At 39.6% G+C, this 25,037-nt stretch carries 26 protein-coding genes and 1 pseudogene; 18 read left to right on the top strand and 9 right to left on the bottom strand.

From position 1 onward, the window contains the following. The 7 genes from F6K22_RS04615 to F6K22_RS04645 form a co-directional block, all read left to right on the top strand. Positions 1-563, top strand: a 563-nt coding sequence (locus F6K22_RS04615) for a PEP-CTERM sorting domain-containing protein (RefSeq protein WP_293093868.1), incomplete at its 5' end; no start/stop codon positions are given. 187 nt (positions 564-750) lie between these two features. Continuing rightward, a complete protein-coding gene (locus F6K22_RS04620) occupies positions 751-1,314 on the top strand; it encodes a lectin-like protein (RefSeq protein ID WP_375340135.1) in 564 nt (187 codons plus the stop codon). A 417-nt stretch (positions 1,315-1,731) separates the two neighbouring features. Continuing rightward, a complete protein-coding gene (locus F6K22_RS04625) occupies positions 1,732-2,658 on the top strand; it encodes a PEP-CTERM sorting domain-containing protein (protein ID WP_293093874.1) in 927 nt (308 codons plus the stop codon). A 561-nt stretch (positions 2,659-3,219) separates the two neighbouring features. Further along, positions 3,220-3,897 carry a tetratricopeptide repeat protein gene (locus F6K22_RS04630; protein ID WP_293093877.1) on the top strand — a complete coding sequence of 226 codons (678 nt, stop codon included), beginning with the start codon at positions 3,220-3,222 and terminating at the stop codon, positions 3,895-3,897. A gap of 610 nt (positions 3,898-4,507) precedes the next feature. Next, the gene (locus F6K22_RS04635) at positions 4,508-5,170 is read left to right on the top strand and encodes a sugar transferase (RefSeq protein ID WP_293093880.1); all 663 of its coding nucleotides are present in this window, start codon (positions 4,508-4,510) and stop codon (positions 5,168-5,170) included. A gap of 359 nt (positions 5,171-5,529) precedes the next feature. Then, complete coding sequence (locus F6K22_RS04640) at positions 5,530-6,636, top strand: trypsin-like serine protease (RefSeq protein ID WP_293093882.1); 1,107 nt, start codon at positions 5,530-5,532, stop codon at positions 6,634-6,636. An 883-nt stretch (positions 6,637-7,519) separates the two neighbouring features. Continuing rightward, complete coding sequence (locus F6K22_RS04645; RefSeq protein WP_293093885.1) at positions 7,520-8,347, top strand: PKD domain-containing protein; 828 nt, start codon at positions 7,520-7,522, stop codon at positions 8,345-8,347. 324 nt (positions 8,348-8,671) lie between these two features. Here F6K22_RS04645 and F6K22_RS04650 read toward each other — a convergent pair whose 3' ends face one another. Then, the gene (locus F6K22_RS04650) at positions 8,672-8,860 is read right to left on the bottom strand and encodes a hypothetical protein (protein WP_293093888.1); all 189 of its coding nucleotides are present in this window, start codon (positions 8,858-8,860) and stop codon (positions 8,672-8,674) included. A 10-nt stretch (positions 8,861-8,870) separates the two neighbouring features. Between F6K22_RS04650 and F6K22_RS04655 the strand changes: the two genes are divergently transcribed. Continuing rightward, positions 8,871-9,806 (top strand): PEP-CTERM sorting domain-containing protein, encoded by a 936-nt coding sequence (locus F6K22_RS04655; RefSeq protein ID WP_293093890.1) that lies wholly within the window; start codon positions 8,871-8,873, stop codon positions 9,804-9,806. Here the strand turns inward: F6K22_RS04655 and F6K22_RS04660 are convergent. Then, entirely contained in the window at positions 9,786-9,926 is a 141-nt protein-coding gene (locus F6K22_RS04660) for a hypothetical protein (protein WP_293093893.1), read from the bottom strand. The two genes, F6K22_RS04655 and F6K22_RS04660, sit on opposite strands and share 21 nt — an antisense overlap. Before the next feature lie 222 nt (positions 9,927-10,148). Between F6K22_RS04660 and F6K22_RS04665 the strand changes: the two genes are divergently transcribed. Beyond that, complete coding sequence (locus F6K22_RS04665) at positions 10,149-10,889, top strand: PEP-CTERM sorting domain-containing protein (protein ID WP_293093896.1); 741 nt, start codon at positions 10,149-10,151, stop codon at positions 10,887-10,889. Here the strand turns inward: F6K22_RS04665 and F6K22_RS04670 are convergent. Then, entirely contained in the window at positions 10,869-11,036 is a 168-nt protein-coding gene (locus F6K22_RS04670) for a hypothetical protein (protein WP_293093899.1), read from the bottom strand. The genes F6K22_RS04665 and F6K22_RS04670 overlap by 21 nt on opposite strands. Positions 11,037-11,136: 100 nt before the next feature. On the opposite strand from F6K22_RS04670, the gene F6K22_RS04675 reads away from it, so the two are divergent. Further along, a complete protein-coding gene (locus tag F6K22_RS04675) occupies positions 11,137-11,865 on the top strand; it encodes a serine O-acetyltransferase (RefSeq protein WP_293093902.1) in 729 nt (242 codons plus the stop codon). Between the two features lie 57 nt (positions 11,866-11,922). Continuing rightward, positions 11,923-12,417, top strand: coding sequence for a pyridoxamine 5'-phosphate oxidase family protein (locus F6K22_RS04680; protein ID WP_293093904.1), 495 nt, complete (start codon positions 11,923-11,925; stop codon positions 12,415-12,417). Positions 12,418-12,665: 248 nt separating this feature from the next. On the opposite strand, the gene F6K22_RS04685 is transcribed toward F6K22_RS04680, so the two are convergent. Together F6K22_RS04685 and F6K22_RS04690 are read right to left on the bottom strand one after the other, a co-directional pair. Next, positions 12,666-12,890, bottom strand: coding sequence for a hypothetical protein (locus F6K22_RS04685; RefSeq protein WP_293093906.1), 225 nt, complete (start codon positions 12,888-12,890; stop codon positions 12,666-12,668). Beyond that, complete coding sequence (locus F6K22_RS04690; protein WP_293093908.1) at positions 12,887-14,692, bottom strand: S8 family peptidase; 1,806 nt, start codon at positions 14,690-14,692, stop codon at positions 12,887-12,889. The genes F6K22_RS04685 and F6K22_RS04690 overlap by 4 nt, the downstream gene beginning before the upstream one ends. Before the next feature lie 678 nt (positions 14,693-15,370). Here F6K22_RS04690 and F6K22_RS04695 point away from each other — a divergent pair. Continuing rightward, complete coding sequence (locus F6K22_RS04695) at positions 15,371-15,883, top strand: YHS domain-containing (seleno)protein (protein ID WP_293093910.1); 513 nt, start codon at positions 15,371-15,373, stop codon at positions 15,881-15,883. Positions 15,884-16,096: 213 nt separating this feature from the next. Here F6K22_RS04695 and F6K22_RS04700 read toward each other — a convergent pair whose 3' ends face one another. Then, on the bottom strand, positions 16,097-16,726 hold the full coding sequence (locus tag F6K22_RS04700; protein ID WP_363272853.1) for a formylglycine-generating enzyme family protein: 630 nt from the start codon (positions 16,724-16,726) through the stop codon (positions 16,097-16,099). On the opposite strand from F6K22_RS04700, the gene F6K22_RS04705 reads away from it, so the two are divergent. Continuing rightward, on the top strand, positions 16,725-16,856 hold the full coding sequence (locus F6K22_RS04705; RefSeq protein WP_293093934.1) for a hypothetical protein: 132 nt from the start codon (positions 16,725-16,727) through the stop codon (positions 16,854-16,856). The two genes, F6K22_RS04700 and F6K22_RS04705, sit on opposite strands and share 2 nt — an antisense overlap. Here the strand turns inward: F6K22_RS04705 and F6K22_RS04710 are convergent. Beyond that, positions 16,808-17,517, bottom strand: a pseudogene (locus tag F6K22_RS04710) (IS1 family transposase). The gene F6K22_RS04705 and the pseudogene F6K22_RS04710 sit on opposite strands and share 49 nt — an antisense overlap. A 5-nt stretch (positions 17,518-17,522) precedes the next feature. Beyond that, the gene (locus F6K22_RS04715) at positions 17,523-17,903 is read right to left on the bottom strand and encodes an SUMF1/EgtB/PvdO family nonheme iron enzyme (RefSeq protein ID WP_293093912.1); all 381 of its coding nucleotides are present in this window, start codon (positions 17,901-17,903) and stop codon (positions 17,523-17,525) included. Between the two features lie 151 nt (positions 17,904-18,054). Between F6K22_RS04715 and F6K22_RS04720 the strand changes: the two genes are divergently transcribed. From F6K22_RS04720 to F6K22_RS04730, 3 genes are all read left to right on the top strand, one after another. Then, positions 18,055-18,561, top strand: a complete 507-nt coding sequence (locus tag F6K22_RS04720) for a helix-turn-helix domain-containing protein (protein WP_293093915.1) — start codon at positions 18,055-18,057, stop codon at positions 18,559-18,561. 351 nt (positions 18,562-18,912) lie between these two features. Continuing rightward, positions 18,913-19,314 carry a hypothetical protein gene (locus F6K22_RS04725; RefSeq protein ID WP_293093917.1) on the top strand — a complete coding sequence of 134 codons (402 nt, stop codon included), beginning with the start codon at positions 18,913-18,915 and terminating at the stop codon, positions 19,312-19,314. 857 nt (positions 19,315-20,171) lie between these two features. Further along, positions 20,172-23,009, top strand: a complete 2,838-nt coding sequence (locus tag F6K22_RS04730) for a WD40 domain-containing protein (RefSeq protein WP_293093920.1) — start codon at positions 20,172-20,174, stop codon at positions 23,007-23,009. A gap of 441 nt (positions 23,010-23,450) precedes the next feature. Here the strand turns inward: F6K22_RS04730 and F6K22_RS04735 are convergent, their stop codons facing one another. Further along, positions 23,451-23,738: a hypothetical protein gene (locus tag F6K22_RS04735; RefSeq protein WP_293093923.1), complete on the bottom strand. Its 288-nt coding sequence runs from the start codon at positions 23,736-23,738 to the stop codon at positions 23,451-23,453. 60 nt (positions 23,739-23,798) lie between these two features. Between F6K22_RS04735 and F6K22_RS04740 the strand changes: the two genes are divergently transcribed. Next, positions 23,799-24,116 (top strand): hypothetical protein, encoded by a 318-nt coding sequence (locus tag F6K22_RS04740; RefSeq protein ID WP_293093925.1) that lies wholly within the window; start codon positions 23,799-23,801, stop codon positions 24,114-24,116. A gap of 53 nt (positions 24,117-24,169) precedes the next feature. After that, positions 24,170-24,433 (top strand): PEP-CTERM sorting domain-containing protein, encoded by a 264-nt coding sequence (locus F6K22_RS04745; protein ID WP_293093928.1) that lies wholly within the window; start codon positions 24,170-24,172, stop codon positions 24,431-24,433. Positions 24,434-25,037: the final 604 nt, after the last annotated feature.

Here is a 25,037-nt window from a genome sequence, read left to right on the forward strand (position 1 = left end):
TCCCTGATTCTGACTTCCGGATTTTTGAGCGAAATACTGGTGTAGAGCGCTCCAACCGATTATTTGCTGAAAATTCTCGCGATGTGACTGAATATTCTGTTGTGGACTATGACACGACTACTTCAGGTGCAGGTGGTTTTGCTGCTATGAATGCGATGGCAACTGAAACTACTGATTCTACAGAAGATGTACTTATTGCTAAGTTTGCTGCCGAATTTGGCGCTGGAATTACTGGTGCATTTTTGAATCCGGATGATAATATTTTTAATTCTCCTGTTAATGCTCAGTTAGTTGATTATCCAGATCCAGATCCAGATCCAGATCCAAATCCAGATCCAGATCCAGATCCAAATCCAGATCCAGATCCAGATCCAAATCCAGATCCAAATCCAGATCCAAATCCAGATCCAAATCCAGATCCAAATCCAAATCCAGATCCAGATCCAGATCCAGATCCAATTCCACCTGGTGATTCAAAGTCAGTTCCCGAACCTAACACAATGGCAATGCTAGGAATGACAGCGATCGCCTTACTTGGCTATAAACGTCAACGTCGCAGTTAATTAGATATATATGTAAGGGCGAATGGCCATTCGCCTCCTACATTTTTGTCGATTTTCGACAATATTTATCTTCGCTGTCGATTTTCGACAATGCTTTGATTTTCTTGTTCTAGAATTGCATTAGTTGTGAATCACAGAAGATTTTCAATCTAAACATTTAACTTGGAGGAATGAATTTATCTTGAGTGTGCATCAATTATCAATAGTTGGAATTGCAGCGATGGGTTTGACTCTAGGAACAGTAAGCGCTGCCAAAGCTTTTACCATAACTAACCCAGCAAACGGACATCAATATTTTCAGACTACACCAGACACTTGGACAGGCGCTCAGGCTCAGGCTGTTGCTGCTGGCGGTAACTTAGTAACAATCAATAATGCTGAAGAACAGGCTTGGCTCATATCGATTTTTGGTTCAAAATCGCCCTTTTGGATTGGATTAAACGACATAGAAGTAGAAGGACAGTTTAAGTGGGCAAGCGGACAGCCTATTACTTATACAAACTGGCTTCCTTCAGAACCAAATAACTTTCCCCATATACCAGAAGGAGAAGATTTTGTGCAAATGTTTGGGGATACTGGAACATGGGTTGATACCACAACTTACCTGATAAATCTACCGCCCAACTTTTCCCCAGGAATTGTTGAAATTGAGACACCCCCCGAATCCGTACCAGAACCTTCTACGTTAATAACGCTGTTAGTCTTTGGTGGTTTAGGCGTTCGTTCTCTTCTATTGCGAAAGTCGCAATAATAGAAAATCTCGGTATTTCTAAATCGGTTATTTGAGCGATCGCTTTTTTTCCCCTTGTCATTGCGAGGGGGGGTAGGTAAGAATTAAATTATCGGTTTTGTGATTATCTCCCCCCCGTGGCAATCTCGAAGTTGTATACGCTTGATAGAGATTGCTTCGGCTAGCATATAGCCTTTCCCAAAAGGTAAAAAAACTATCGCCTCGCAATGACAGAATCAGGATTTTTTTGTAGAATCAGACACATTTTTTCCAAGAGCGATCGCTCTATTCAGATACAAACGTCGCAGTTAAGAATTCACCGTAGGTTGGGTTGAGGAACCGAAACCCAACAACAGATACAACAATACATACAACTTTTTTGTTGGGTTGCGCCGTCGCTTAACCCAACCTACATCTAATCTACCAATAGAGATAATTATGAGTAATCAAAAACGTCGCTTAATCAATCAAGCCATCTTAGCTGTTGCTACTACTTTAGGTCTATTTTCGGCCTCCGTTGCTAATGCTGCATCTCTCAATGTTCTGTGGTATGGTCATACCAATGCTTACAATTCCACAATCTCAGAAATAGCTGCTCTAGCACCAACATACGACCCCGAAGGCGACGGCAGTTTGGATTGGAATCTCACTTTCTGGAATCCCCAAGACACCACACCTAACTTTTCTGATTATGATGTTTTAGCGATCGGAACTGGTTCAAAATTTCAAACCCCAACTCAGGCGTTTAACTTCGATCCTACTAGAATTTTAAATAACAAAGAGGCGATATCCGCAGCTAGGGGCAACCGTACTTTCTTAAGTGGTCAGGATGCAGATCATCACTACACTTATAACGTTGGTCCTCGTCCTAATGGTCCTCTCGGTTTCTTAGTAAATGCTGTTAACTGGGCAGGTAGTGGAGAAGGCATGGGTATTGTTGTTTTGCCTGATGGTCATGGAGGAGTAAATGCACTACCATCTCAGCGTCAGCGATGGTGGTTAAACGATCGCTCTTTTTTGAAGGATGAATTAGAAGGTTACGTTTCCTATTTGGGGGACGACAGCGTTGTGATTCCTACAGAGACCTCCGATTTTCCCGTAAACGAAGGCTTAACGACCGCAGGTTTAAGCAACTGGCGTGGTTCGGCTCACGCTGCTTTCGACAAAAATATCCCTGGTTACTTATCCATCAATGATGCTGGTTCTCGTCCTGGTTATGCAGTGACAATAGTAACTGCCTCCGAAGCTGACGGTGGCACTGGGGGGCAGGAAACAGAATCAGTTCCCGAACCTGGTTCAATTTTTGGTCTATTTCTATTGGGTGGTTTGGGCGTTCGTTCTGTACTATTGCGTATATCGCAATAATACAAAATAATACATTGGTATTTCTAAATCAGTTATTAGAGCGATCGCTTTTTTTCCCCTTGTCATTGCGAGGGGGGGGTGGGTAAGAATTAAATTATCGGTTTTCTGATTATATCCCCCCGTGGCAATCTCGAAGTTGTATAAGCTCGATAGAGATTGCTTCGGCTAGCATATAGCCTTTCCCAAAAGGTGAAAAGGTCACTCCACCGCCTCGCAATGACAAAATCAGGATTTTTTTGTAGAATCAGAAACATTTTTTCCAAGAGCGATCGCTCCGTGGCAATCTCGAAGTTGTATAAGCTCGATAGAGATTGCTTCGGCTAGCATATAGCCTTTCCCAAAAGGTGAAAAGGTCACTCCACCGCCTCGCAATGACAAAATCAGGATTTTTTTGTAGAATCAGAAACATTTTTTCCAAGAGCGATCGCTATATTCAAATACAAACGTTGTAGTTAATCAGATATATATGTAGGGGCGATTCGCGTTTGCGTAGCATTCCGTAGGAAATCGCCCCTAGCAAGAATCAACAATATAACTATCCAATTACCAATTACAAAAATTATGAACAGAATCTCCAAAACTATTCTCACTCTCGCAATAGCTACTACACTCAGTAGCTTAAACATAGCTTGCCAAAAAATCACCAAAGTAGAAACTCTTAACACTCGCGCAGTCGAAAAAGTAGCTCAGAAAGATTATCAAGGGGCACTAACTGATTACAACAAAGCCATCGAGCAAAACCCCAACGATGCCACCTTATACAATAATCGAGGCAACGCTCATTTCCAAGCCAAAAACTATGAAGAAGCTATCAAAGATTATAATCAAGCCATAAAAATTAATCCCCAAATGGCAGACACTTATTACAACCGCGCCTACGCTCGCCAACAACTAAAAGACTTCAAAGGAGCAATAGCAGATTACAACAAAGCATTAGAATTTGCTACCAATGAAAATACTCAAATCAAAATCTATGGCAATAGGGCGACACTACATTATGAAGTCAAAAATTACCAAAACGCTATAGCTGACTACGCTCAAGTTATCAAACTCAAACCAGACATACCTCAAATTTACTCTAACCGAGCCCGTCTTTATTATCAACAAGGAAACCTAGAACAAGCGATCGCTGATTACCGCCAAGCAGCAGACTTGTATCAACAGCAGGGAAATACTCAGTCTCAACAGGAGTTACTAGCTATTGTCTCCAAAATTGAGAAAGTAGGGAATAGGGAATAGGGAGATGGGGAGATGGGGAGATGGGGAGATGGGGAGATGGGGAGCAAACAAAAAATATGTACCCCGCTAATTGTACTACATTAATCTGGAATATGCCATAATAAGTGCTTAAGAAAAATTAATTGTGCATTAAGTTCTTACTCTGTCAGGCTTAGAGACGAAATTATATACAAATAATTTTGCACGACTACTTATCATGTCCGGTAGCATCGGTATTATTCAGTATTTAGGTATAAGAGTCGATAATTGTAGGGGCCAAAGGCCGTTAGCCCCTACAGGCGGTATGATAAAGGGAATTATATCACTCTGAAGCCAGCGGATTTGATATAATATCATGTCCGGATAATAGCGTGATCAAAAAACTTTCTCCCTTCTAGCCTTTTCTTCTCTTCTGTCTCCCCCCCTTTCAAAGGCAGGGTCAATTTATTGTCACCAGAGAAAAAAGGAGGGGGGTGGGAGGTGTGGTCTGTGTGGGAAGCACAGGATCTCAAAAAAATATAGGGTTGTAAATATTCTCTGACGACAAAGAATTAGCCCTGGGGGGTAGGGAGGATGCACTCTGCCTTCCTTCCTCCAAAGTGTAAGTATTCAACCGGATATGATATAAAATATGAATTCTCTAACTTTACAACACCACTACTCAGCTAATCCATATAGACAAACAACTCATCCATCTGTCACTAGCAAAACCAAACGTTTAATAGACATTCTCGGTGCTTTAATAGGATTAGCTATTACAGCAATAGTCGCCATTCCCATTGCTATTTTCATCCAACTCGATAATCCCGGTCCGTTATTTTATACTCAAGTGCGATGTGGTTTTTTGGGGAAAACTTTCCGCATCAGAAAATTTCGTTCAATGATTGTTGGCGCAGAAAAATTAAAGCATTTAGTTAAAAACGAAGCTCAGGGAAATATGTTTAAAAACGAATCCGACCCAAGAATAACTAACATTGGTCGTTTTCTCCGTAGCAGCAGTTTAGACGAACTACCTCAATTTTGGAACGTTCTCAAAGGAGAAATGAGTTTAGTCGGAACTCGCCCTCCTACTGTTGATGAGGTCCAACTGTATCAAACACATCACTGGCGCAGACTGGAGGTAAAACCAGGTATTACTGGAGAATGGCAGGTAAATGGTCGCTCCCATGTCAAAGACTTTGAAGAAGTAGTGCGTATGGATTTGAAATATCAGCAAAAATGGTCTATTGCATACGATCTACAATTAATCTGGAAAACTCTCTGGGTTGTCTTGAATAAATCAGGCGCGTGTTAACGAAGTCAGAAGTTAGAAGTCAGAAGTCAGAATTTACAGCATATTTCGGACAAATAAGGTACAGGGTAAATGGTAAAAATATTGTAGTGCGGGCATCTTGCCCGCGATAGGTGTACCTCATAATAAGGGAAGAGCTGTATCAGGACTTACGCAGAGCCACCATATTTAGTAGGGGCAAATGGCATTTGCCCTCTAAAGATAGCCTATTATTTCAGAATTTGCGTAAGTCCTGTGATAAAAAAGTTGTTGTTTGTAGTAGGGCTTCAGCCCTAAGTTATAGATATTGCTCAAGCCCTACTACGAGCTTTAATTATACCGTTTCACTGAACCTACCTACTCCCATAAAACAAACAAATTGAATGATGATGAACCGCTTAATTTCTTCAACTACACTTTTAATAACAACTATCTGCTTCCATAACATTGCCCATGCTGGCACCATCCGTCACGATCGCCCCGACGAGCAATATACCTCCTTAGCAAACCTATTTCCCAGTGTTGGTTATCTCGATACAAAATTTTCCTCTGATGAAGGTGTCTGCTCTGCAACTCTCATCGATCCAAGTTACATTCTGACGGCAGCACACTGTATTGATGCCAACGATGAAAGTCTACTCAATGCTAGCTTCTGGGCAGATGGTATTCCCTACTCGGTGACAAATACTACTGCTCATCGCGGTTGGTTTTCTAGCGATCGAGACTTTACTGCTGGGTACGATATTGCTGTATTGCGTCTGGAAACTCCAGTTTTACACCTGCCATCAGCTCCTCTATTCAGAGGTTTTGATGAACCAGAACAAATAGGAACTTATGTTGGTTTCGGTGCTACAGGCAACGGTTTCACAGGTTATTTACCCAATACCAAAGGTACGAAAAGAGCAGGTCAAAATATTGTTGAGCTTGGTAGTAGTTTGGGGTTGTCTGATAGCTTATTGTTCTCAGATTTTGACCATCCTCTAACATCAGATTTTACCAAACCAGATACCATCCCTCTAGACTTAGAATATACGATCGCTCCTGGAGATAGTGGAGGCGGATTATTTATTAATGGTCATGTGGCTGGCGTTAACTCCTTTGGCTGGGGGCGAAACGATGGTTTGAATAATTCTAGCTACTACGATGTTGCTGGTTCAACTCGTGTTTCATCACATATTGATTGGATTTATGGTGCTATGTGGGCAATGGAAACATTGGAGATTGGCGATTATTTGAGCACAATGAATTTTACCACAACTGGTAACGAATTTCAAGATAATTTAACAGAACAAGAGAACTCTTTTGATAAATCAAATGGGGTTATGGCGATCGCAGATTGGGGTTTTGAAAATTATCAATATTATCTGAATCAAGACTTGAAAGAAATGCCTGTTAAAGACATTCCCGAACCAAATATAAATTACGGTATTTTGGCATTTGGTATAGCGCTACGCGCAAGTCAAAAGGCAAAAGTCAAAAGTAATCTCTGAGTGAGCCTCATAATAGACTTCTCCAAAAATGAAAAATCAAATCAATTCTTGTCCATAAATTATCAATTACTCCCCTCCAGGGAGGGGTTAGGGGTGGGTTAAGTGTTCCCAGTTAAGTGTTAAGTGTTCCCTCTTTTCTGGAGAGGTCTAATTTACAGAAAAATTGGGTTTAAAGCCTCGCCCTAGAAGGGCGACTTTTTAGTTGTTTTTTTTGAATACATATCAGGACTTACGCATAGCCACCATATATAGAACCCCTAAGCGGATCTCCATAGATTGGGAGTGTGGGGAGAGGGGGAAGTGTGGCAAGTGTGGGGAGAGGGAGGAGTAGGAGAGTGGGAAAGATGGCGAGATGGTGCATAAGGGAAGATTAATAGGGGTGTTTTTCCTCTATTCTATTTCTCTGACTCCTGACTCCTTTATCAAAAAACCACACCTTTCCAAAGATACACTTAGGGCTTCTATAGTAGGGGTTAACGGCCGTTAACCCCTACAAATGGTGTATAGTTTCATCTTTCATTTGGGTTATTTCAGTAGGGATGTTCCATGGAACGTCCCTACAAGATTTTGATTGTGACGATGTGGTTTATGTATCTCAAAAGTGCTGTAGTAGTCAGGATAGAAAATAACCGTAGGTTTGAGTAACTGGAGTTTATATCACACCTTCGTCATAATTAATTGTCGAAAATCAACAAGATTTAAAAATACTTTTGTCGATTTTTAGTCAATTTATGCTGAATATATTGCTATGACTAATTTTGGGATTTGTCAATTAAAGTTGTCGATTTTCGACAATTTTTTTTCTGTTCGTGCCTTATAATCAATAATTAAGTTATTCGCAACCGCATATTTACAGAGGTATTACTATTTTCAGGAGAAATCTATGAAACTTTTCTTCAATCTACCCATTGCTAGTACCATTGCTTCTCTATTATCTTTTGCCTCCTTTGTCACTTCGACTCAAGCGGCTGTCCTCTATCAAGCATCTCCCAGTTATCCCCAACTAGGAACCCGTCTTTATGCTAGTGGCAGCGATGTTGCTGTGTCTATTTTGCCTTCCGAGGCAGCTTTTGATAGCTACCTGTGGCTGACTTCTCCCCATCGAATACCCGTTGCGTCCAATCGAGAAACGGGAAGACTTGTAAATTTAGGTGCAGTTTCCCCAGGAGCAGAACTCCTGTTTGGATTACAAGTTTCCTCCGGTTATTGGTATTATACTGGAGATGCTAGTCGCAATCCCGATGGTCTTCCTCATAGTAAGGTTACTTATTTGAGTCCCGGTGTTGCCAGAGTTGGTTTTGAAGACTTATTAGGTGGTGGAGACTGGGATTTTGATGACCACACTTTTATTTTCTCAGGTATTAATCTAGCACCTAAACTGACTGAAGTTCAGTCGAAAGTTGTAGTCAAAAGCGGAGAAGTATTTGACTTTTCAGCCTCAGCTTTTGACTTTGAAAATCCTAATGATTTACTCTTTTCCTGGGATTTTAATGGGGATGGTGAAATTGATTATGAAGGATCGGAAGGTAAAGGAGCTTGGAGTTATGGCGGACAAGGAATTTATACATCTAGTCTCACCGTTACCGATCCATCTGGAGCTAAGGCTCAATATTCTTTTCAAACAGAAGTTGTACCCGAACCTACTTCTGTAATCAGTTTTGCATTTCTCGGTACATTAGGCTTAGGAGCGATCGCTCGTCGAAAACATTAATCACCGTAGGGGCGTTTCGCGAAACGCCCCTACAACTTTAGTCCTCAAACCCATTATCTTTTTGTTCAAGTCTTACTACAAACAGGCTCCTAGTTAGACTTTAATCCTGAAACCTATTATTTTTGGGTTAAAACCCTACTAAAAATAGGCTCGTAGTTAGACTTTAGTCCTGAAACCCATTATCTTTTTGCTCAAGTCTTACTACAAAAATCAAATTTAATTATAGCTAATTATCGGGCATTGCACAGTGACAAAGATCGACAATATTTTGATTGATTTCTGCTAGACTTTCCTTGGTTATAAATAACAGCAGTAACCGCATTTTCACAGAAGTGTTTTTACACTTAATCTAACCGTAGGTTGGGTTGAGGTAGGTAGCTTGCTTCCCGCAGGGTAACCCAACAACAACAGATACAATTTTTTTGTTGGGTTGCGCTGTCGCTTAACCCAACCTACGTCAACTAATTGGGCAAACAGCCATTTGCTCAGAATACCAATTGAACACTTAGCCATTACAAATCCTATGATTATCAAAAAAACGCTCAAACCTTTAGTTTCCTTTGCCATTCTACAACTATCTGTTGCCCTACCTGCTACAGCAACTAGCAATATTCTCTACCTAAACTCTATTCGTGGGTTTGGTACTGCTAATCTAGGCCCTTTTCGTAGCACCATCGCCGATTTCATTGATAACTATGAAGATGGCAATGTATTCGACGTTGATTTTGTGCAAACCCATGTTTCAGGAGACTTAGCATCTTTTCTCAGTGCTAAACCTATCGACTATTACGACCAAATTTGGTTTGATACCAGTATTTACAAAACTTCCCTTCTCAATGCAGCAGACTTTGATGCTCTCAATACTTGGTCAATAAATAAGCAACCAGAATTCATCCTTGATAGTTCCTTTGCCTTCCGCAACAAACACAGTAATACTATGACTGACTCTGCTGGAGCAATGACTGTTAATCAAGCACTAGCACTAAAGGATGTTGGAGGTGGTATTTTTATTGGTACAGATCATAATGATTATGCCTACACTGCTAACCAAGTTCTTGCTAATTTTGGCTTCGATAATTATTTCACTGGTATTAATTTTATTACCTCAAACGGATCTTTCGTAGGCAACTCCATACTTGCTCCTAACACTGTTGGTTCAGACTTTTTCACTAATCATCTAGAGGGGTTATCTACATCAAACGTACCTATCGGGACTCATGTTTTAAATGAAAACGGTGGCAACCGCACCATCAATATATATGAGAACTTGTTTTCATATAGTCCGAACAAAATTGCACATATTGGTACCAGTTTCGATCCTGGTAGCCGACTCTCAGATATCAAAAACCCAGAACCACCACCAGCACCAGAGTCAGTTCCCGAACCAGGTTCAATTTTTGGTCTATTTCTATTAGGTGGTTTCGGTATTCGTTCTCTACTATTGCGTATATCGCAATAATAGAAAATAATACATTGCCATTTCTAAATCCGTTATTAGAGCGATCGCTAGATTGAGATACAAACATCGTAGGGGCGATTCGCGAATCGCCCCTACAACACCGAACGTTCGCCCCCACATTTTTTGTCGAAATCGACAATATTTATCTTTTGCTGTCGATTTTCGACAATGCTTTGATTAGCTTATGCTAGACTTGACTTGGTTATGAATAACAACAGTAACCGCATTTTTACAGAGGTGTTTCTACATTTAATCTAGGGCAAACTAACCTTTCTCCCTACATCTAACCCAAAATACCAATTTAACTTGAATTAAATATAAAATGGAGGAACAATTTCAAATATGAAAGCAAAACTGTTTTCCTGTGTAACTACAGTAAATCTTGTAGTTAGTTTAGTTTTTGCCCAACAAACAAAAGCAGCCACTTTAGAGTTTTTCGATCACAATGATTTTGTCAATTCTACTGGAAAGTTGACTGTTATTGACTTTGATGATTTACCAACAGGTAATGGTGTTTTATCGGGAGACGAATTCGGGAGTCAAGGTCTGATAATTGTTCAGCGTGAAGGTCTTCCTATAAATGTACTCAGTGGCAAAGATATCGACATCGGCTTTCCAGGCAATGTAAATTCAAAGCCTAACGTTATCTCTTCCTCATTCATTCTAGGAAACTACAACAATGCAAATTCGGACAATTTCGATTTTCTCCTTGCCAACCCTTCTTTCTCAGCAGGACTATGGATAGGAAACACAGGCTCTGGAGGCAATGATACAACAGAAGTCCAGTTTCTTGATAATTTCGGTCAGGTTATTGCTAACGAGATTATTGGTTTTCATAGTCCTGGTCTGATTACTGGTAACAATATTTACGACAATCGCATTTTTTACGGTATTACGAGTACAGTACCTATTGCCACAATTCGTACAATAGAACCAGCTTTTGATGGTGACGGGATTACATACGATGATATTCAATTTAATTCCCCGGAATCTCGTAGTGTTCCCGAACCTGGTTCAATTTTTGGTCTATTTCTATTAGGTGGTTTTGGTCTTCATTCCCTACTATTGCGTATATCGCAATAATACAAAATAATACATTGCTATTTCTAAATCGGTTATGGGAGCGATCGCTCTATTCAGATAAAAACGTTGTAGGGGCGAATGACCATTCGTCCCCACATTTTTTGTCGAAGATCGACAATATTTATCTTCGCTGTCTATTTTCGACAATGTTTTGATTTCTCTGTTCTAGAATTTTATTGGTTGTGAATGTCAAGAATAACCATCGCCTAACCAAATCTCCTACCACTAATTTACATTGTGCGGAAAAATGACTCTTATTACCAAAAATAAAAAATTAGCAGCATCTATTAAATTTAAAGATATTAAGTCTCGGATCGACCAAACTATTAAAAATATCCTTTTTAAGAATTTAGAAAAACAAATCTCCCTAGTTACTGAACTAGAAAACAACGGGGTTATCTGTGAGGTTAGTAACAAGATTTATGAAGATTTATTATGTTTTGCCAATCAAGATCCGTCTGCCAAAAAATCTCCAGACTACATTCTGGAAAGCTATCTCTCCTTTCAAGCAGTTTTATCCTACAGAGTTGCTAACGCATTGTATTGCTTTTCACAAATGTTACAAACAACTGAATCAGTAATTAATCTACAAATAATTGCACGGAAAATATCTGAAACGGCAAAAGTAAAAACAGGTGTTGAGATACACCCTGCAGCTAAAATTGGTAGTAGATTGATAGTAGACCACGGTTACGGCACTGTAATTGGTGAAACAACTGAGATTGGAGATGACTGCTACATCCTGCAAGGAGTAGTTTTAGGAGCAAAAAGTATAGCTGGAAACTATGATAGTAAGAGGCATCCAACTTTGGGCAGTAGAGTCGAGGTAGGTAGTTTTGCCAGAATTTTTGGCCCTGTAAAAATTGGTGATGATGTGAAAATTTCTCCCTGGGCAGTTATCACCGAAGACATTCCTAGTAATTCCAAAGTGATTGTGATTACAACTAATCAAGTTGTTAAGAGAAGAAATTTTTAGCAAGTGAATCTATAATACTTCTGATACTTCTTAGAAAATTCCTTTGATAATTTCAATATGCAGATATCATCTCCTATCAACCAACTTACCGAAAAAGCAAAACAGGTACTCAATAAAATAACCTATCTCACCTTAGCAACAGTAGATAAAGAAGGACACCCTTGGAACTCACCTGTCTATTACGGTTTTGATGAAAATTACACATTTTATTGGTCATCATGGACAGAAAATCAGCACTCTCAAAATATTATTAATAATGGGCAGGTTTTTGCAGTTATTTATGATTCAACAGCATTGAGTGGAGAGGGATTTGGTGTTTATTTCCAAGGTATAGCTGAAATTATTGAGGCAGAAAACGAAATATTCAATAAAGCTATTGATAGTATCTACACAAAAAATGGCAAACCAAAAAGAGACAAAAAATATTTTCTTGACTCAGGGCTACGACGTTTATTTCGGTTTATGCCAACAACTATTTGGGTTAATGTGACAGAACCTTACGAGGATTATTTTCTTGATAAAAGAGTAGAGATTACAAAAGAAATTAAGTAATAAAAAAAAGCCCGTATTGCGGGCTTATTGTAAATCTCAAAAAAAGGCATTAACGTGACAATTTATCGCGAATTTAATCTCAGTCAGGTACATTACTGGTGGTGGTGCATTGTAATTATTTTTGTTACGAGGCATGGCAGTGGGAGCATCTTGCTCCCGTCCTTAATGTTGCTTGTTCCTATCTACCATTACTATGCAGGATTACCCACTACTAGCGGGCAAGATGCCCGCACTACATCAACTACTCACTATTCCAATATCTCGAAAGATTCAACTTCCAATACTGGACCAATCATTGCTATTGTCATTACATCATCTCGCACCACACCTGTCACGCTCGCCTTCTGGTCAGACTTACATAGCTCGGTAGGAGCATCCTTTAATTCATAAGTTACACCATCAGTCACTAACGCCCAAGTACCAGTACCAAATCCTTGTTTTTCCACAGTACCACTCACTGTAATACTACTCATGCTAACTTTTCCTCTGTTCTAATTGCCAAACGTGCTAAACCTAAGCATAATAGAGCATTCACAACTAGGAAAATTTGAGCAGGTATACCAGCACCTAATCCCCAAACGGCGGGATCGACAACTGCACTTACAGCCAAACAGCTAGCAACACCAATAGCAGTACCGATCGCTACCCACTTCCATTGCTGATGACCCAATAAGAACACTATTAATAATGCTGGAATTAATACACTAGCAAAAATGGGATTCAAAATACCACTACCTTGAATAGCTCCACCCAGTTCGGGTACAGAACTACCCATCACACGCATTGGCCATTGGGGTAAATCAAATACATAGAAACCACGCAGGAAAAACAACCCACTGCTACCTGCAACTAATCCAGTATGCAGAGGAAAACTCCAACTGAAAGGGAAATAATTCCGTAGCAACCAAGCTAATAGATAAGACCCTAATACCATTGCTAGCTTTGGTAACAACGCTACTGCACCACCATCAAGCCAAAAACCAGGATTGAGATAACCGTTATCATGCAACCACCGGAAGAAGTCGCGGAAGGTAATTTGACCTTTAATTGCCAACTTTACTGCTGCTGCTGCATCCAACTGACCTGCACCAAAATGATTTAATGGGTCTTCTTTAACAGCTCTGGCAGATTTTTTGAGAATGTTGGTGATTTCTTCTGGGTCTTCAATACCACTAGCTTTGATTAATGCTGCTACACCCGCAACGTGGGGAGATGCCATACTTGTTCCTTGGAAGGAAGCAAATACACTCTTGCCATTTTCTGGGTTAATGGTTTCTTGCAAAATACCGCCAGCTTCATTTTGACCTTTGGTGGAACCACCAGGAGCAGAAATATCAACTCCTGCACCAAAGTTGGAGTAGGGAGCTTTTTCTCCAGCAGGGTCAGTAGCGGAGACACCCACAACATGGGGATAACGAGCGGGATAACTGGCTGAATTTTGGTTGGCGTTGCCAGCAGCAGCAATGACAACTACCCCTTTATTATGAGCATAGTTAATTGCTTCTTTCATTATTTGGCTTTCACCGCCACCACCAAGACTCATATTAATAATGTCTGCACCGTTATCTGCTGCAAATTTTATCGACTCAGCAATATCGGAAACTGTACCTCCACCACTAGCAGCTAATACTTTTAGAGGCATAATGCTAGCTTCATAGGCGATACCGGCTACACCATAATTATTGTTCGTAGCTTGGGCAATAGTACCTGCAACATGAGTACCGTGACCGTTGTCGTCGGTAGCTAATGTCCGGTCGTTAACAAAATCATACCCTGGTACAAAATTTGTTTTTTCCAGGTCGGGAACTTTGGAAACACCTGTATCAATAACTGCCACAGTTATCCCGTCGCCTTTGGTTTCATTCCAAGCAGATTCGACATTGATACTGCGGAGGTTCCATTGTTTCCCGTACATGGGGTCGTTGGGAACGCCGTCACCACTTTCAAAGATGATGGCATCCGCGCTATAGACATAGTTTGGTTCTATATATTCAGTATATTTGCCTAGAGAACTTCTTAAATTTTTGAGGAGTTGGCGATCGCCCTTGACAATATATACATTATCTGATATTGAAAATTCACTATTTAGACGAGGTGTGACTTGGTACTCATCGGAGATTGTCCTAATTTCATCGACAATTTTAGTAACTCCGATATCTTCACGGAAGTCTAAGACAATTGAGTCGTAGACTCCTTTATTGGCCAAACCAGAGAAATTAGATAAGGCCCAACCAAGCCCAATTAAGAATAAGCAGACAAACAGAAATTTTTTCATTGTTTGAGATATTCACTATATTGAGGACTTTTTTACTACTCTAGCTTAGAGTCTGCTGTATTGGACGGATAATATTATGTCGTTTTACAGAAGGTATAACAGTGCATATGGGGATTGGTGACTTAGAAAGCGTTTGAGAAGTATTGGATGGAACCGATGAATCCTAAAAACCTAACCCCCCTGCCTTCACAGGGGTAGGTTTTTTACCTTTGATCTAAAAGAAGTGTGGGGAGAGGGGGACCCACCCCTAACCCCTCCGGTGGAGGGGAAGAGGGGGAGGAGGGGGGAGTTCATAAGTATTTATTGTATAAACAAGTACATTTTTTTGATGGTTTTATACTGAATAAAAGGGAGCGATCGCTCCTTTGTTAAAAACCTACCCCTGTAAACCCCTTCCCTACGAGAGAATGGGGGTTAATAAGCCTCTCTACTACGAGGAGAGAGGTTTGGAGAGAGGTTTTTATGAGTTTACAAACAGCTTCTTATTTGTTAAGGTTAGGAACAGCAGCAAGTAGTAAAAGGGGTATTATGAAAAAAGTTTCAGAAATTTCTCACAGTCTGCTCAGTTGACTGGTTTAAGTTAAAGATGTCGATCCTGCAATCCCAAAATCCTTTTGAGAAAAAGTTAAGATGAAACGTCGATATTTTGTCCTGTCTTCAGTTAGTTTCGGGTTGGTCATGGGGTGTGCTTCCCTACAAGCGAAAGATTCCCCTCAGTCATCAGCGGAACTATCCACCGATCCCGTACCGCCTGCTATTGCCGTATCGTCCAACAAGGCTGATGAATCTCAAATCGCCAATGTCAAAGAGCCGATTTTTGCAGAAAATGGAGTTGCCATTCGAGGTGCTGACCCAGTTGCGTATTTTCAAGTAGGTCAACCTGTCCAAGGAAATAAACAATTTACTCACAACTGGATGGGTGTAAACTGGTGGTTTTCCAGTGCCAAAAATCGCGACTTGTTTTCAGCTTCCCCAGAGCAATATGCCCCGCAGTATGGGGGTTTCTGTGCTTTTGCCGTTGCTAATGGATACACAGCCCCTATCGTTCCAGAAGCCTGGAGCATTGTCGGAGGGAGGCTATATCTCAATTTCAGTTTAAGAATTCGCGATCGCTGGGAACGGGATATTCCAGGCAATATTGCCCGCGCCAATAAAAACTGGCCTGCTGCCGCCGCCAACTTTCGGGGGTGAGGGGCTTGCAACTGTTGGCTAAAATCTGGTTTTATATCATGTCCGGTTGAATAGAGTTGTTGGATTTTTGAACTCTGGACGAGGTGTCCATTGGTTCAGGTTTTTTGGCGGTAGCTTCAGCTTCTAGTTAGGAAGCGATCGCCCTATTGCTGGACTTACAATCAATGAATGGATCGGGAAACTACCAAGCCATTGTGAAATACCTGGATTGCCTTATCCCAAATTTTTGACAAGGCGAAAACCAATGTGAGTGGTTCCAGTATCCGGTGACTGGGACTCCCGTGCAGCCGGACGGTATCGACTGCAATAGTTGGGCGCACAGAGGTGAGAACCACCTTTAATGACGTGTACTGCACCCTCGGCAGGTTTTTTGGGGTCAAAACTTTCGGCTTGTCTGGGACCTTCTGGATTAACGCTATGAGCCATATCTTTTCGTTCAACCCGATACCAGTCGGCAGTCCATTCCCAAACGTTACCTGTCATGTCATACAAACCATAACCATTCGCTGAGAACGAACCAACGGGAGCAGTTCCCAAGTAGCCATCCGCTTTGGTATTGAGAAAGGGAAAAAATCCTTGCCAGGTGTTGGCTTTTTTGGCAGAATATTCTTGACCCCAGGTGTAAGTAGATTCTTTTAAACCGCCTCTGGCAGCGTATTCCCATTGAGCTTCCGTGGGAATTTGTTTTCCTGCCCACTTTGCATAAGCTAAGGCGTCTTCGTAGGCAATATGAACAACGGGATGGTTATTTTTGCCTTTAATATTGCTATCCGGACCGTAGGGATGTCGCCAGTTTGCACCCGGAACCCAATGCCACCAACTCAGATAAGCGACTTGTTGAATGCCTTCTGCGGGAGGTTCAAAAACAAGGGAACCGGGCGATCGCTGTTCATCAGGTAAGTCAGGAAATTGGGCGTTGCTGAATCAAGGGATGAATCTAAAGGGAACAGGTACATCCCAAAACTTAAGATAGTGAATTAGTAGTCTGATAGAATGTTTGAGCATCTCTATTGACTTGGAAAACACTCCTGTTTTGCGGTATTAATCGAGCTAAATAATGCCTCAGACCTGTATTTTCTCCCTCTACTCAAGTCATGTAGGTCTTGCTCACAATCCGATCGCCCCATAGGAATATATAGGGGGTAGACCTTCAACCCATCAGTAACATAGAAGAAGCAATGCCATAGTCTCACTATCTGCCACAGGGGTTCAAAAGTATCGGCGCTGCGATCTCCTATCACCCAAGCTCAGATACCCTCTCTGAAGTGATTAACTGCTGTCTGGAGCCAGATTTTCTTTTTTTTGACCAGACAAAAGTTGGCAGTTCGTCAAGTTCCCCAACTTCAGGAGTTTCTTCTTTCTTCATAGGCATCTGGTAACTGTTCTCCCACCAACTTGACCCATCGAATCACAGTAGTATGGTGAATTCCTGTTACTCTCTCTATTCCCCGAAAACCCATACCATTAACGTACATTTTCAAGCAGATTTGACACCCGTCGTCACTATATCCTGGTTGAGTTTGAGGATGAGATACTTGCTTGACGGCCACATTTGTGTCAATTGTGGCGCGTGTTTCCCTGGTCTTTTACCATTAGATCCGAATATGTTTGGAATGGCATTCTGGACATTTCATACTTTCTACCCTCTATATTCCCTCTCTCCACAACTATCATTCATCCCACAAATATGCAACGGCGGAAATTGTTCTTTTGATAGAGGACGTTCGGCTATGGTAACGTAACCTGTATCTTCAACAAACTTGGTAAATTCGGCGTTGGTAATTTCGTGGGAGTCAATGCAAAATGAACTGACACTAACATCTTCAACAGGTAGTTCTTCGATAAATTCTGGTTGCTCCGACCCCATTTTGAACTCTCCTCCGGGAATGAATTCCATATTTTCGGGACAAGTAGAAGAGGGTGCGGCAAATGCATTCGGACTAAAAATAGTAACAGTTAGAATAAAAATACTGAGAACAATTAGGAGTTTTTGAATATAATTTTTAGAATTATTCATCATTTGAGTTGCAGAATTATTTCGCTGAACAGGAGAATAGTTTTGATATAGAGAATAGTCGTCATTGCGAGGACAGGAAGCAATCTCCGCGCACCCCTGAGATTGCTTCCTTAATTTCCGGAGTAAAAATCATGTGAATTTGCTTCTAACTGGGATGAAAGAAATTAAAGATTATCTGAAACAATTGATTTGGTTAGCAGTACACAAACCAAATTGGTTTCAAAACCCTCATATTGAGAAACTCGTTACTGATGATTTCTTTCCTTTGTTGATTAGTAATATTCCCATTAAGTTAAATTCTAAGTGCTTCGTCAAACCTTCTCGAAGAGCAAAGTTGATTGCCCAAGCAAAGAGAAAAATGCTAGCAAACTTGGAAAAACCTCTGACCTTAAAACAACTAGCTCAAAATTTAGGGTCTAGCAATTCTGCGTTATTGTATGGTTTTCAGGACTTATTTGGCATCAGTCCCATGCGTTATCTTAAAGTACGACGACTTAATGCAGTGCGACAACACCTGAAGGCAAGCGAACCCGAAAATTGTACCATTCTTTTCCTTGCTAGTGAATTTTGGTTCTACAGTCCGAGTCATTTTACTAGAGATTACAAAACCATGTTTGGGGAGTTGCCTTCAGAGACGTTGGCAAAACACTATAAAATTTAGCTTGGGTATTGAGCGCTAAATATCTCTGGAAGTTATACCAATTTCAAAAAAGAATATTATACCAATTTTCTAAAGTCAGACTATATATAATATCAAATCCGTTATTATTGGTGTAATTAGATAAAGAGTTTGGGGAGATGGGGAAAGCTAGAAAGATTTAGCAATGGTTGAAGATGGAACATTTTTTTATACCGAACCCGAGCGGATTTAATATAACAGTACATCCAAGATGTTAAGCTTGATAGATACTTTTACAAGTGAAGTTTTAAGTTTATGAAATTGGTGTTAATATTTTGTTTATAAATCAGATATAAAATTTAGAAAAGATAACTAGAAAATCTAAAGGTTAATATGGAAAGAGGTTTATTGTGGTTGCCCCTATTGGGTGTGTTTATCTGGCTAGCTTGGGCAGGTTGGAATGAGTATCAAAAGTTGGAATCTTACCGTGTTTGGGCAGAATCTTTTGAGAAAGCCAAATATGATATTTATGCAGTATTGGGTCAGAATGGTGAAAGTATAACTTGGGGAAAACCTACACGTCAGGGACCTGTTAATTTGGAAACCTTTTCTTTGTCAGATGTGATTTCGCTACAATTATTAGTTAATAATAAGGTAGTAGATCCGGAAAATTTACCTAGTCAAGGTAAAGTAGTTTTAGAGTTTATTATTTCTGATTCTAAAAATATCCAAATTCCGTTTACAGATATTGATTTAGCTGTTAATTGGTGCAAATATTTACAGCAAAAATTATAGTAGTTGAAGTGAATTTTAGTAAATTTGCCTGTTCTCTCAAAAAAAATATATATCAGCACTTACCCATGAGGTACGAAAAATTATGGTTTAAGATTGTTTCCCTGTCGGTCGCAATGACGAAAATACGTTGCAGGTGCGTAAGTCCTATATATTTCAGAAAAAAATGTCGGAACGTTCCATGGCAAGCTGTTAAGCATTTAAACCATATATCCAATTTTTGTTAAAGGCAACAGTTCATTAATTAATAATGGATAATTGATAATGGATAATTACCTCATGTAAAACAGTAACGGAATTGAATATAAGGAAATACCCTAGAACTTTTTTTACGTAGTTCCTCCAGAGAAGGCTAACTGATAACTGAAATCACCCTATGGGGAGAAACTTTTAACCTGAATTATTTAATTAATAATTATTAATTATTAATTATTCGATAACAGGGAATATTAAACCTAAATGATTCTTAGCTTACCTCCCTATAAGTTTAATAAATTTATGGGGATGTCTAATATCAAAAAATTACTAACTATAGTGTCAAAGTTTTGAGCCGATCAAATATTACTTTTAACTTTTAACTTTTAACTTTTGACTTTTAAATTTCCTAGGGGTTTGGTCTCCAAACCCTACCAAGTTTGGTATTTTGTCTCTTTGAGAATCTGATGCTCCAAAGTCAGCATATTTGATATAATAAAGTCAAGCTTACTAATACCAATTATCTTTAAATATGCCACAAATAGTTTCAAACTTTATACATGAAATAATTTCCGGGAATTACTATAGTATCAAGTTTTTTAGCCGATCAAATATTACTTTTAACTTTTGAATTTTGACTTTTAAATTCCCTACCCTCTAAAAACATGGTATTAAAATTTCTGAAAACAGTTAGTAAAGCAGTGGCAGAAGCAGCCCAATTTGTTACTCTGAAAAAAGATGCTAAATCTACAACTATAGTAACTACAAAAAATCCAGCTTTAGCCCAACGACAACAAAATATTCAACTAGAACAATTAAAACTAGAATATATCCAAAATCAAGATAACTTTGATTTAGAGAAACTGAATCAAGATAATTCCCAAGAATTACAGGCATTTATTCAAATTGCTGAAACTACCAGACTCGAAACAAATATCGATTTTCCAAGATGGCTGTTGGAACAAGAAAAAGCAATTCAAATAGAACTACTCAAACAAAAGTATGAACTCCAACGAGAATTAGTTGCCTATCAACGAGAAACTTCTTTGCAAATTATAGAAGAACAAAAAAGATTAGAAAATTCTCCCATTTGGTTAGTTGCTACTGATATTCTCAACTCTCATCCAGAAGAAAAAATTCTGCCTTTGCGAGTTTTCTTTGCTCCGCCAAAACTTGTATTTGATAGAATTGAAGCAGCTAATATTTCTCCTGATTTTTTCCCTAATATTGAACTGACTATAGCAGACGGTTTGCGACAATTTTTCAGAAATTATGCAGCTCAAGGCAGAGAAATAGATTTTTTGGCAGGAGCTTGGGTAAGTAAATCTTTTCATAGTGAAGCCAGTATTAAAGCTTTATTTGGTGTATTAAAATCTCAGCCAACTTTAGTTTTAGAATCAGAAGTTAATGGCAATTATCTCAATTTTAGAATTGCTTATTGGAGTTTGGGATGGTCGAAATATCGTTACGACCCTGTTATTTCTAAATTGCCATATCAAGATATTTTATATGAATCTGCGAAACTCCGGGCGCGTCGATGGTTAGCAATTAGGTCTAAGTTAATTGCTACTGGAGAAAAAGGGAAAAAAATTGATGAACTTTATGGCGGTAATAATTTAATTAACCTGAAAAAATTACAGAGAGAGCAAAAATTTAGAAAGGCAGGAATTGACATTAGTGAGTTGGATATGAACTATATTGTCAATCAAAAAGACTTTGAGGAATTAGGGAAATTTTTAAGTCTTTATCATTGTATATTTGCTGGCTTAGTAGCAGATGAATATTTTTTAGTTGAATATAATCTCCCTCCTATTTTGCCAGAATTATTACCCGATTTAATTAAAAATTTACCAGAATCTTCAGAAGTTGATGAGATGATGGAAGCGGTGATTTTCTATTATCAAAAAATTTATCAAGATTTAGAAATTCAGCGTTCTGGTTGGATGCCAGAATTAGTTTTAGATTTAGCTCAAAGTCTAGCAAGTTTACAGAATAAAGTTTGGGCAATTACACAAATTGAAAAGGCCCTAAAATCTTGGTTAAAATTACGGGGTTTATCCTCACCTCCAGAAGAATTAATTTTGCTGTTGGCAGCAATAGAATCTGTAGTAAAAGCAGAAGATTTGGAATATGTAAATAAATTAAATAAATGTTTAGCAAATATTGGCGAAACAAGGCTAATAAATATAATGGAAATTTGCTACACAAGGGCATTAAATAATTTAAAACAGGAAAATTATTTATTAGCAATAAGCGATTTTGACCAAGCCATCAAACTAAATAAAAATTGGGGAGAAGCGTATTATAATCGTGGTTTTGTTTACGCACAAATCGGAAAATATCAGGAAGCAATTAATGATTTTACCGAAGCTTTGCGGATAAATGAAAATTGGGTAGATGCCTATAATAAACGTGGTAATACTTTTAATCAATTAGGGCGATACGAAGAGGCGATCGCTGATTATGAAGAAGCATTAAAATTACAGCCAGACTGTGAAGATGCGCGACAAAATTTAGGCATTGTTCAGGGAGTTTTGGCAAAAATTAAACAGCAACAACAAGAGGAAGTAAAACCAGAATCTCCACCTGTTCAAAAAACAGTAAAGCAACGAAAACATAAATTAGAAAATTTTGTTGTAGTTAATGAATTTCAAGCACATTCAGAAGGAGTAAGTTGTCTTGCTATCAGTCCCGATGGGCAAATATTAGCTAGTGGTAGTTATGATGACACTATTAAATTATGGCGTTTGAGTACGGGAGAAGAAATTTCTACTTTGACAGGTCATTCTGACGATGTGGAGTCAGTGGCGTTTCACCCCGATGGCGAGATATTAGCTAGTGGCAGTTACGATCGCACCATCAAACTGTGGCAGTTAAGTACAGGTAAAAAGATTCGTACTCTGCGCGGACATTCGGAGGATATTGAGTCTGTGACATTCAGTCCCAATGGTCAGATATTAGCGAGTGGAGGGGATGATAACGAAATTAAGTTGTGGCAGTTGAGTACAGGTAACGAACTTCATACTCTCAGGGGTCATTCTGAGAGGGTTTGGTCTGTCGCATTTAGTGCTGATGGGCAAATGTTAGCGAGCGGGAGTGGTGACAATACTATTAAACTCTGGCATTTAGCGACAGGACAAGAGGTTAAAACTCTTTGGGGGCATTCTGGTTATGTTAGTACGGTTGCGTTTTGCGCCGACGGTGAAATGTTGGTGAGTGGGAGTGATGACAATACTATTAAGCTCTGGCAGTTGAGTACAGGTCTAGAAGTAGCTACTTTGACTGGGCATTCCCAGAGTATTTGGTGTTTGGCAGTTACCTCAGATGATACTTTGGTGAGTGGGGGTGCAGATAATTTGATGAAAATTTGGCAGTTGAGTACGGGTGAAGAAATGGGTACTTTGACTGGTCATAATTTGGGTGTGTTAGCGGTGGCAATTTCTCCTGAAGAAGATATTTTAGTTACTGGTGATGGTGATGGTTGTATTAAAGTGTGGCGATAAGTGGTGTTAGTCTAGTAGGGTGCGTATTTACCGCTAAAATTTAGACTCTCAAAAATATTGAATAATCTGTCGTAACGCACCATTTTAGATATGTCGTTCTACATCTCACACTACTCAAAATAAGACTATAGCAACATTTAATCTTGTAGACCCACCGCCTCCTCCTAATAGTAGCGATCGCGTTCCTGAACCAAGCCTAATTTTAGGTTTGATAGGACTAGGAGGTTTAATGCTAGGGGACTAACGAAAGACTAGAGGCTAAATGGAAGTTACTCCAGTAGGGTGCGTATTTACCGCTAAAATTTAGACTCTCAAAAATATTCAACAATCTGTCGTAACGCACCATCAGGACTTACGCAGAGCCACAATATGTAGGGGTTAACGGCCGTTAACCCCTACATATTGTGTATAATTTAAGATTTTGCGTAAGTCCTGACCATTTTAGATATGTCGTTCTACTACTGGCGTGACACGCCTAAAAAATGTAGGCCCTTGTAGAACGATAGTGAAACCCAACAAAGCCTTATTGTTGTTGGGTTTCGGTCTCTCAACCCATGTAGAACGAAGTGAAACCCAACAAAACCTTATTGTTGTTGGGTTTCCTAGGTCAACCCAACCTACGCTTTTCCCAAAGTGTGCATTGCCTCCTTCTATTATACCATCCAAACCCCATACAGGAGAGTCAAGAAATTTTAACATCCAACAATATTTGTAACTCAGTATTACCACGGCCGTTTAGTTTGCTAGATTGGAAGTGTACCACAAGAATAGTTTCTCAGGAGAGGGAAAATGTGTACGAAAATAACAGGACGAACAAAAACTCTCCTCGCTGCTGCTGCTACAAGTGCAGTCTTACTGTTCTCCAGTGTTAGTTGCGCAGAAGCATTTACTTTATTATACGAAGATCCAAGTGATACTCAGAAGGTAACGGGAATTGAGGATTTGACAATAGATGGAACGGAGTATGATGTTTCTTTTGAGTTTGGCAGTTTTAATGATGTTTTTCGGAACATAGGAGATTTGACCGAGTTGGAAGGAAAAACTCCTGAGTTTTGGGGAGATTTCTCTGGAGCTATGAAGGCTGCGCAAGCTATCGTGGATGTTTAGGTGAGGATTCTTATGTATTTAGTCACCTATCGGGCGGGTTGTCAGATAGATTTTTGGTTCCATATGGAATCGGCTCTTATTATGATGGTAGAGATTTTAGGTTTTGGAGTGACGGTTGGGGAAGACTTGATTGGGATTGGCATCTTGACAACTCTTCATCTCGCACTTACTACAATGAGACTATAGCAACATTTGATGTTGTAGACCCACCGCCTCCTCCTGATGTTAGCGATCGCGTTCCTGAACCAAGCCTAATTCTAGGTTTGATAGGACTAGGAGGTTTAATGCTAGGGGACAAAAGAAAGACTAGAGGTTAAATGGAAGTTACTCCAGTAGGGTGCGTTAGACTTCTAGAATTACTTACTGTCAAAAATATTGAACAATTTGTCTAACGCACCATTTTAGATATGTCGGTCTACTGCTGGACTGACACGCCTAAAAATTTCAGCAATTAACAATTAACAATTAATAATTACCCCTTCTTAAAACGGATAGGATTGACCAATACGGAAAATTTTTGATTTTATCCCCTATCCAAGGGGAGGCTTTAAACCAAGGTGTTTAATTATTAACTATTAACTATTAATTATTAATTATTCGGTCAGCCCTTGTAGAACGAAGTGTTAACGCAGCTTATCCGCAGGAGCAACTCAACTAAGCCTTATTGTTGGGTTTCCTAGGTCAACCCAACCTACTAGCACGTCTAGATTAAAATTGAGGGTAAAAAACCTAACCCCCCAACCCCCTTCCCTACAAGGCAAGGGGGAGAAATACTCCCCTCTCCTGCTTTTGAGAGGGGTTGGGGGAGAGGTCTCCATTGACTCGCTCTTTACCCACATTTTCAAGCTAGACGCGCTACTACTAGCACGTCTAGACTAAAGTTGTAGGTAAAACTTCTCCCCTCTCCTGCTTTTGAGAGGG

It is taken from the genome of Okeania sp. SIO2F4 (assembly GCF_010672385.1).
Classification (GTDB): domain Bacteria; phylum Cyanobacteriota; class Cyanobacteriia; order Cyanobacteriales; family Microcoleaceae; genus Trichodesmium.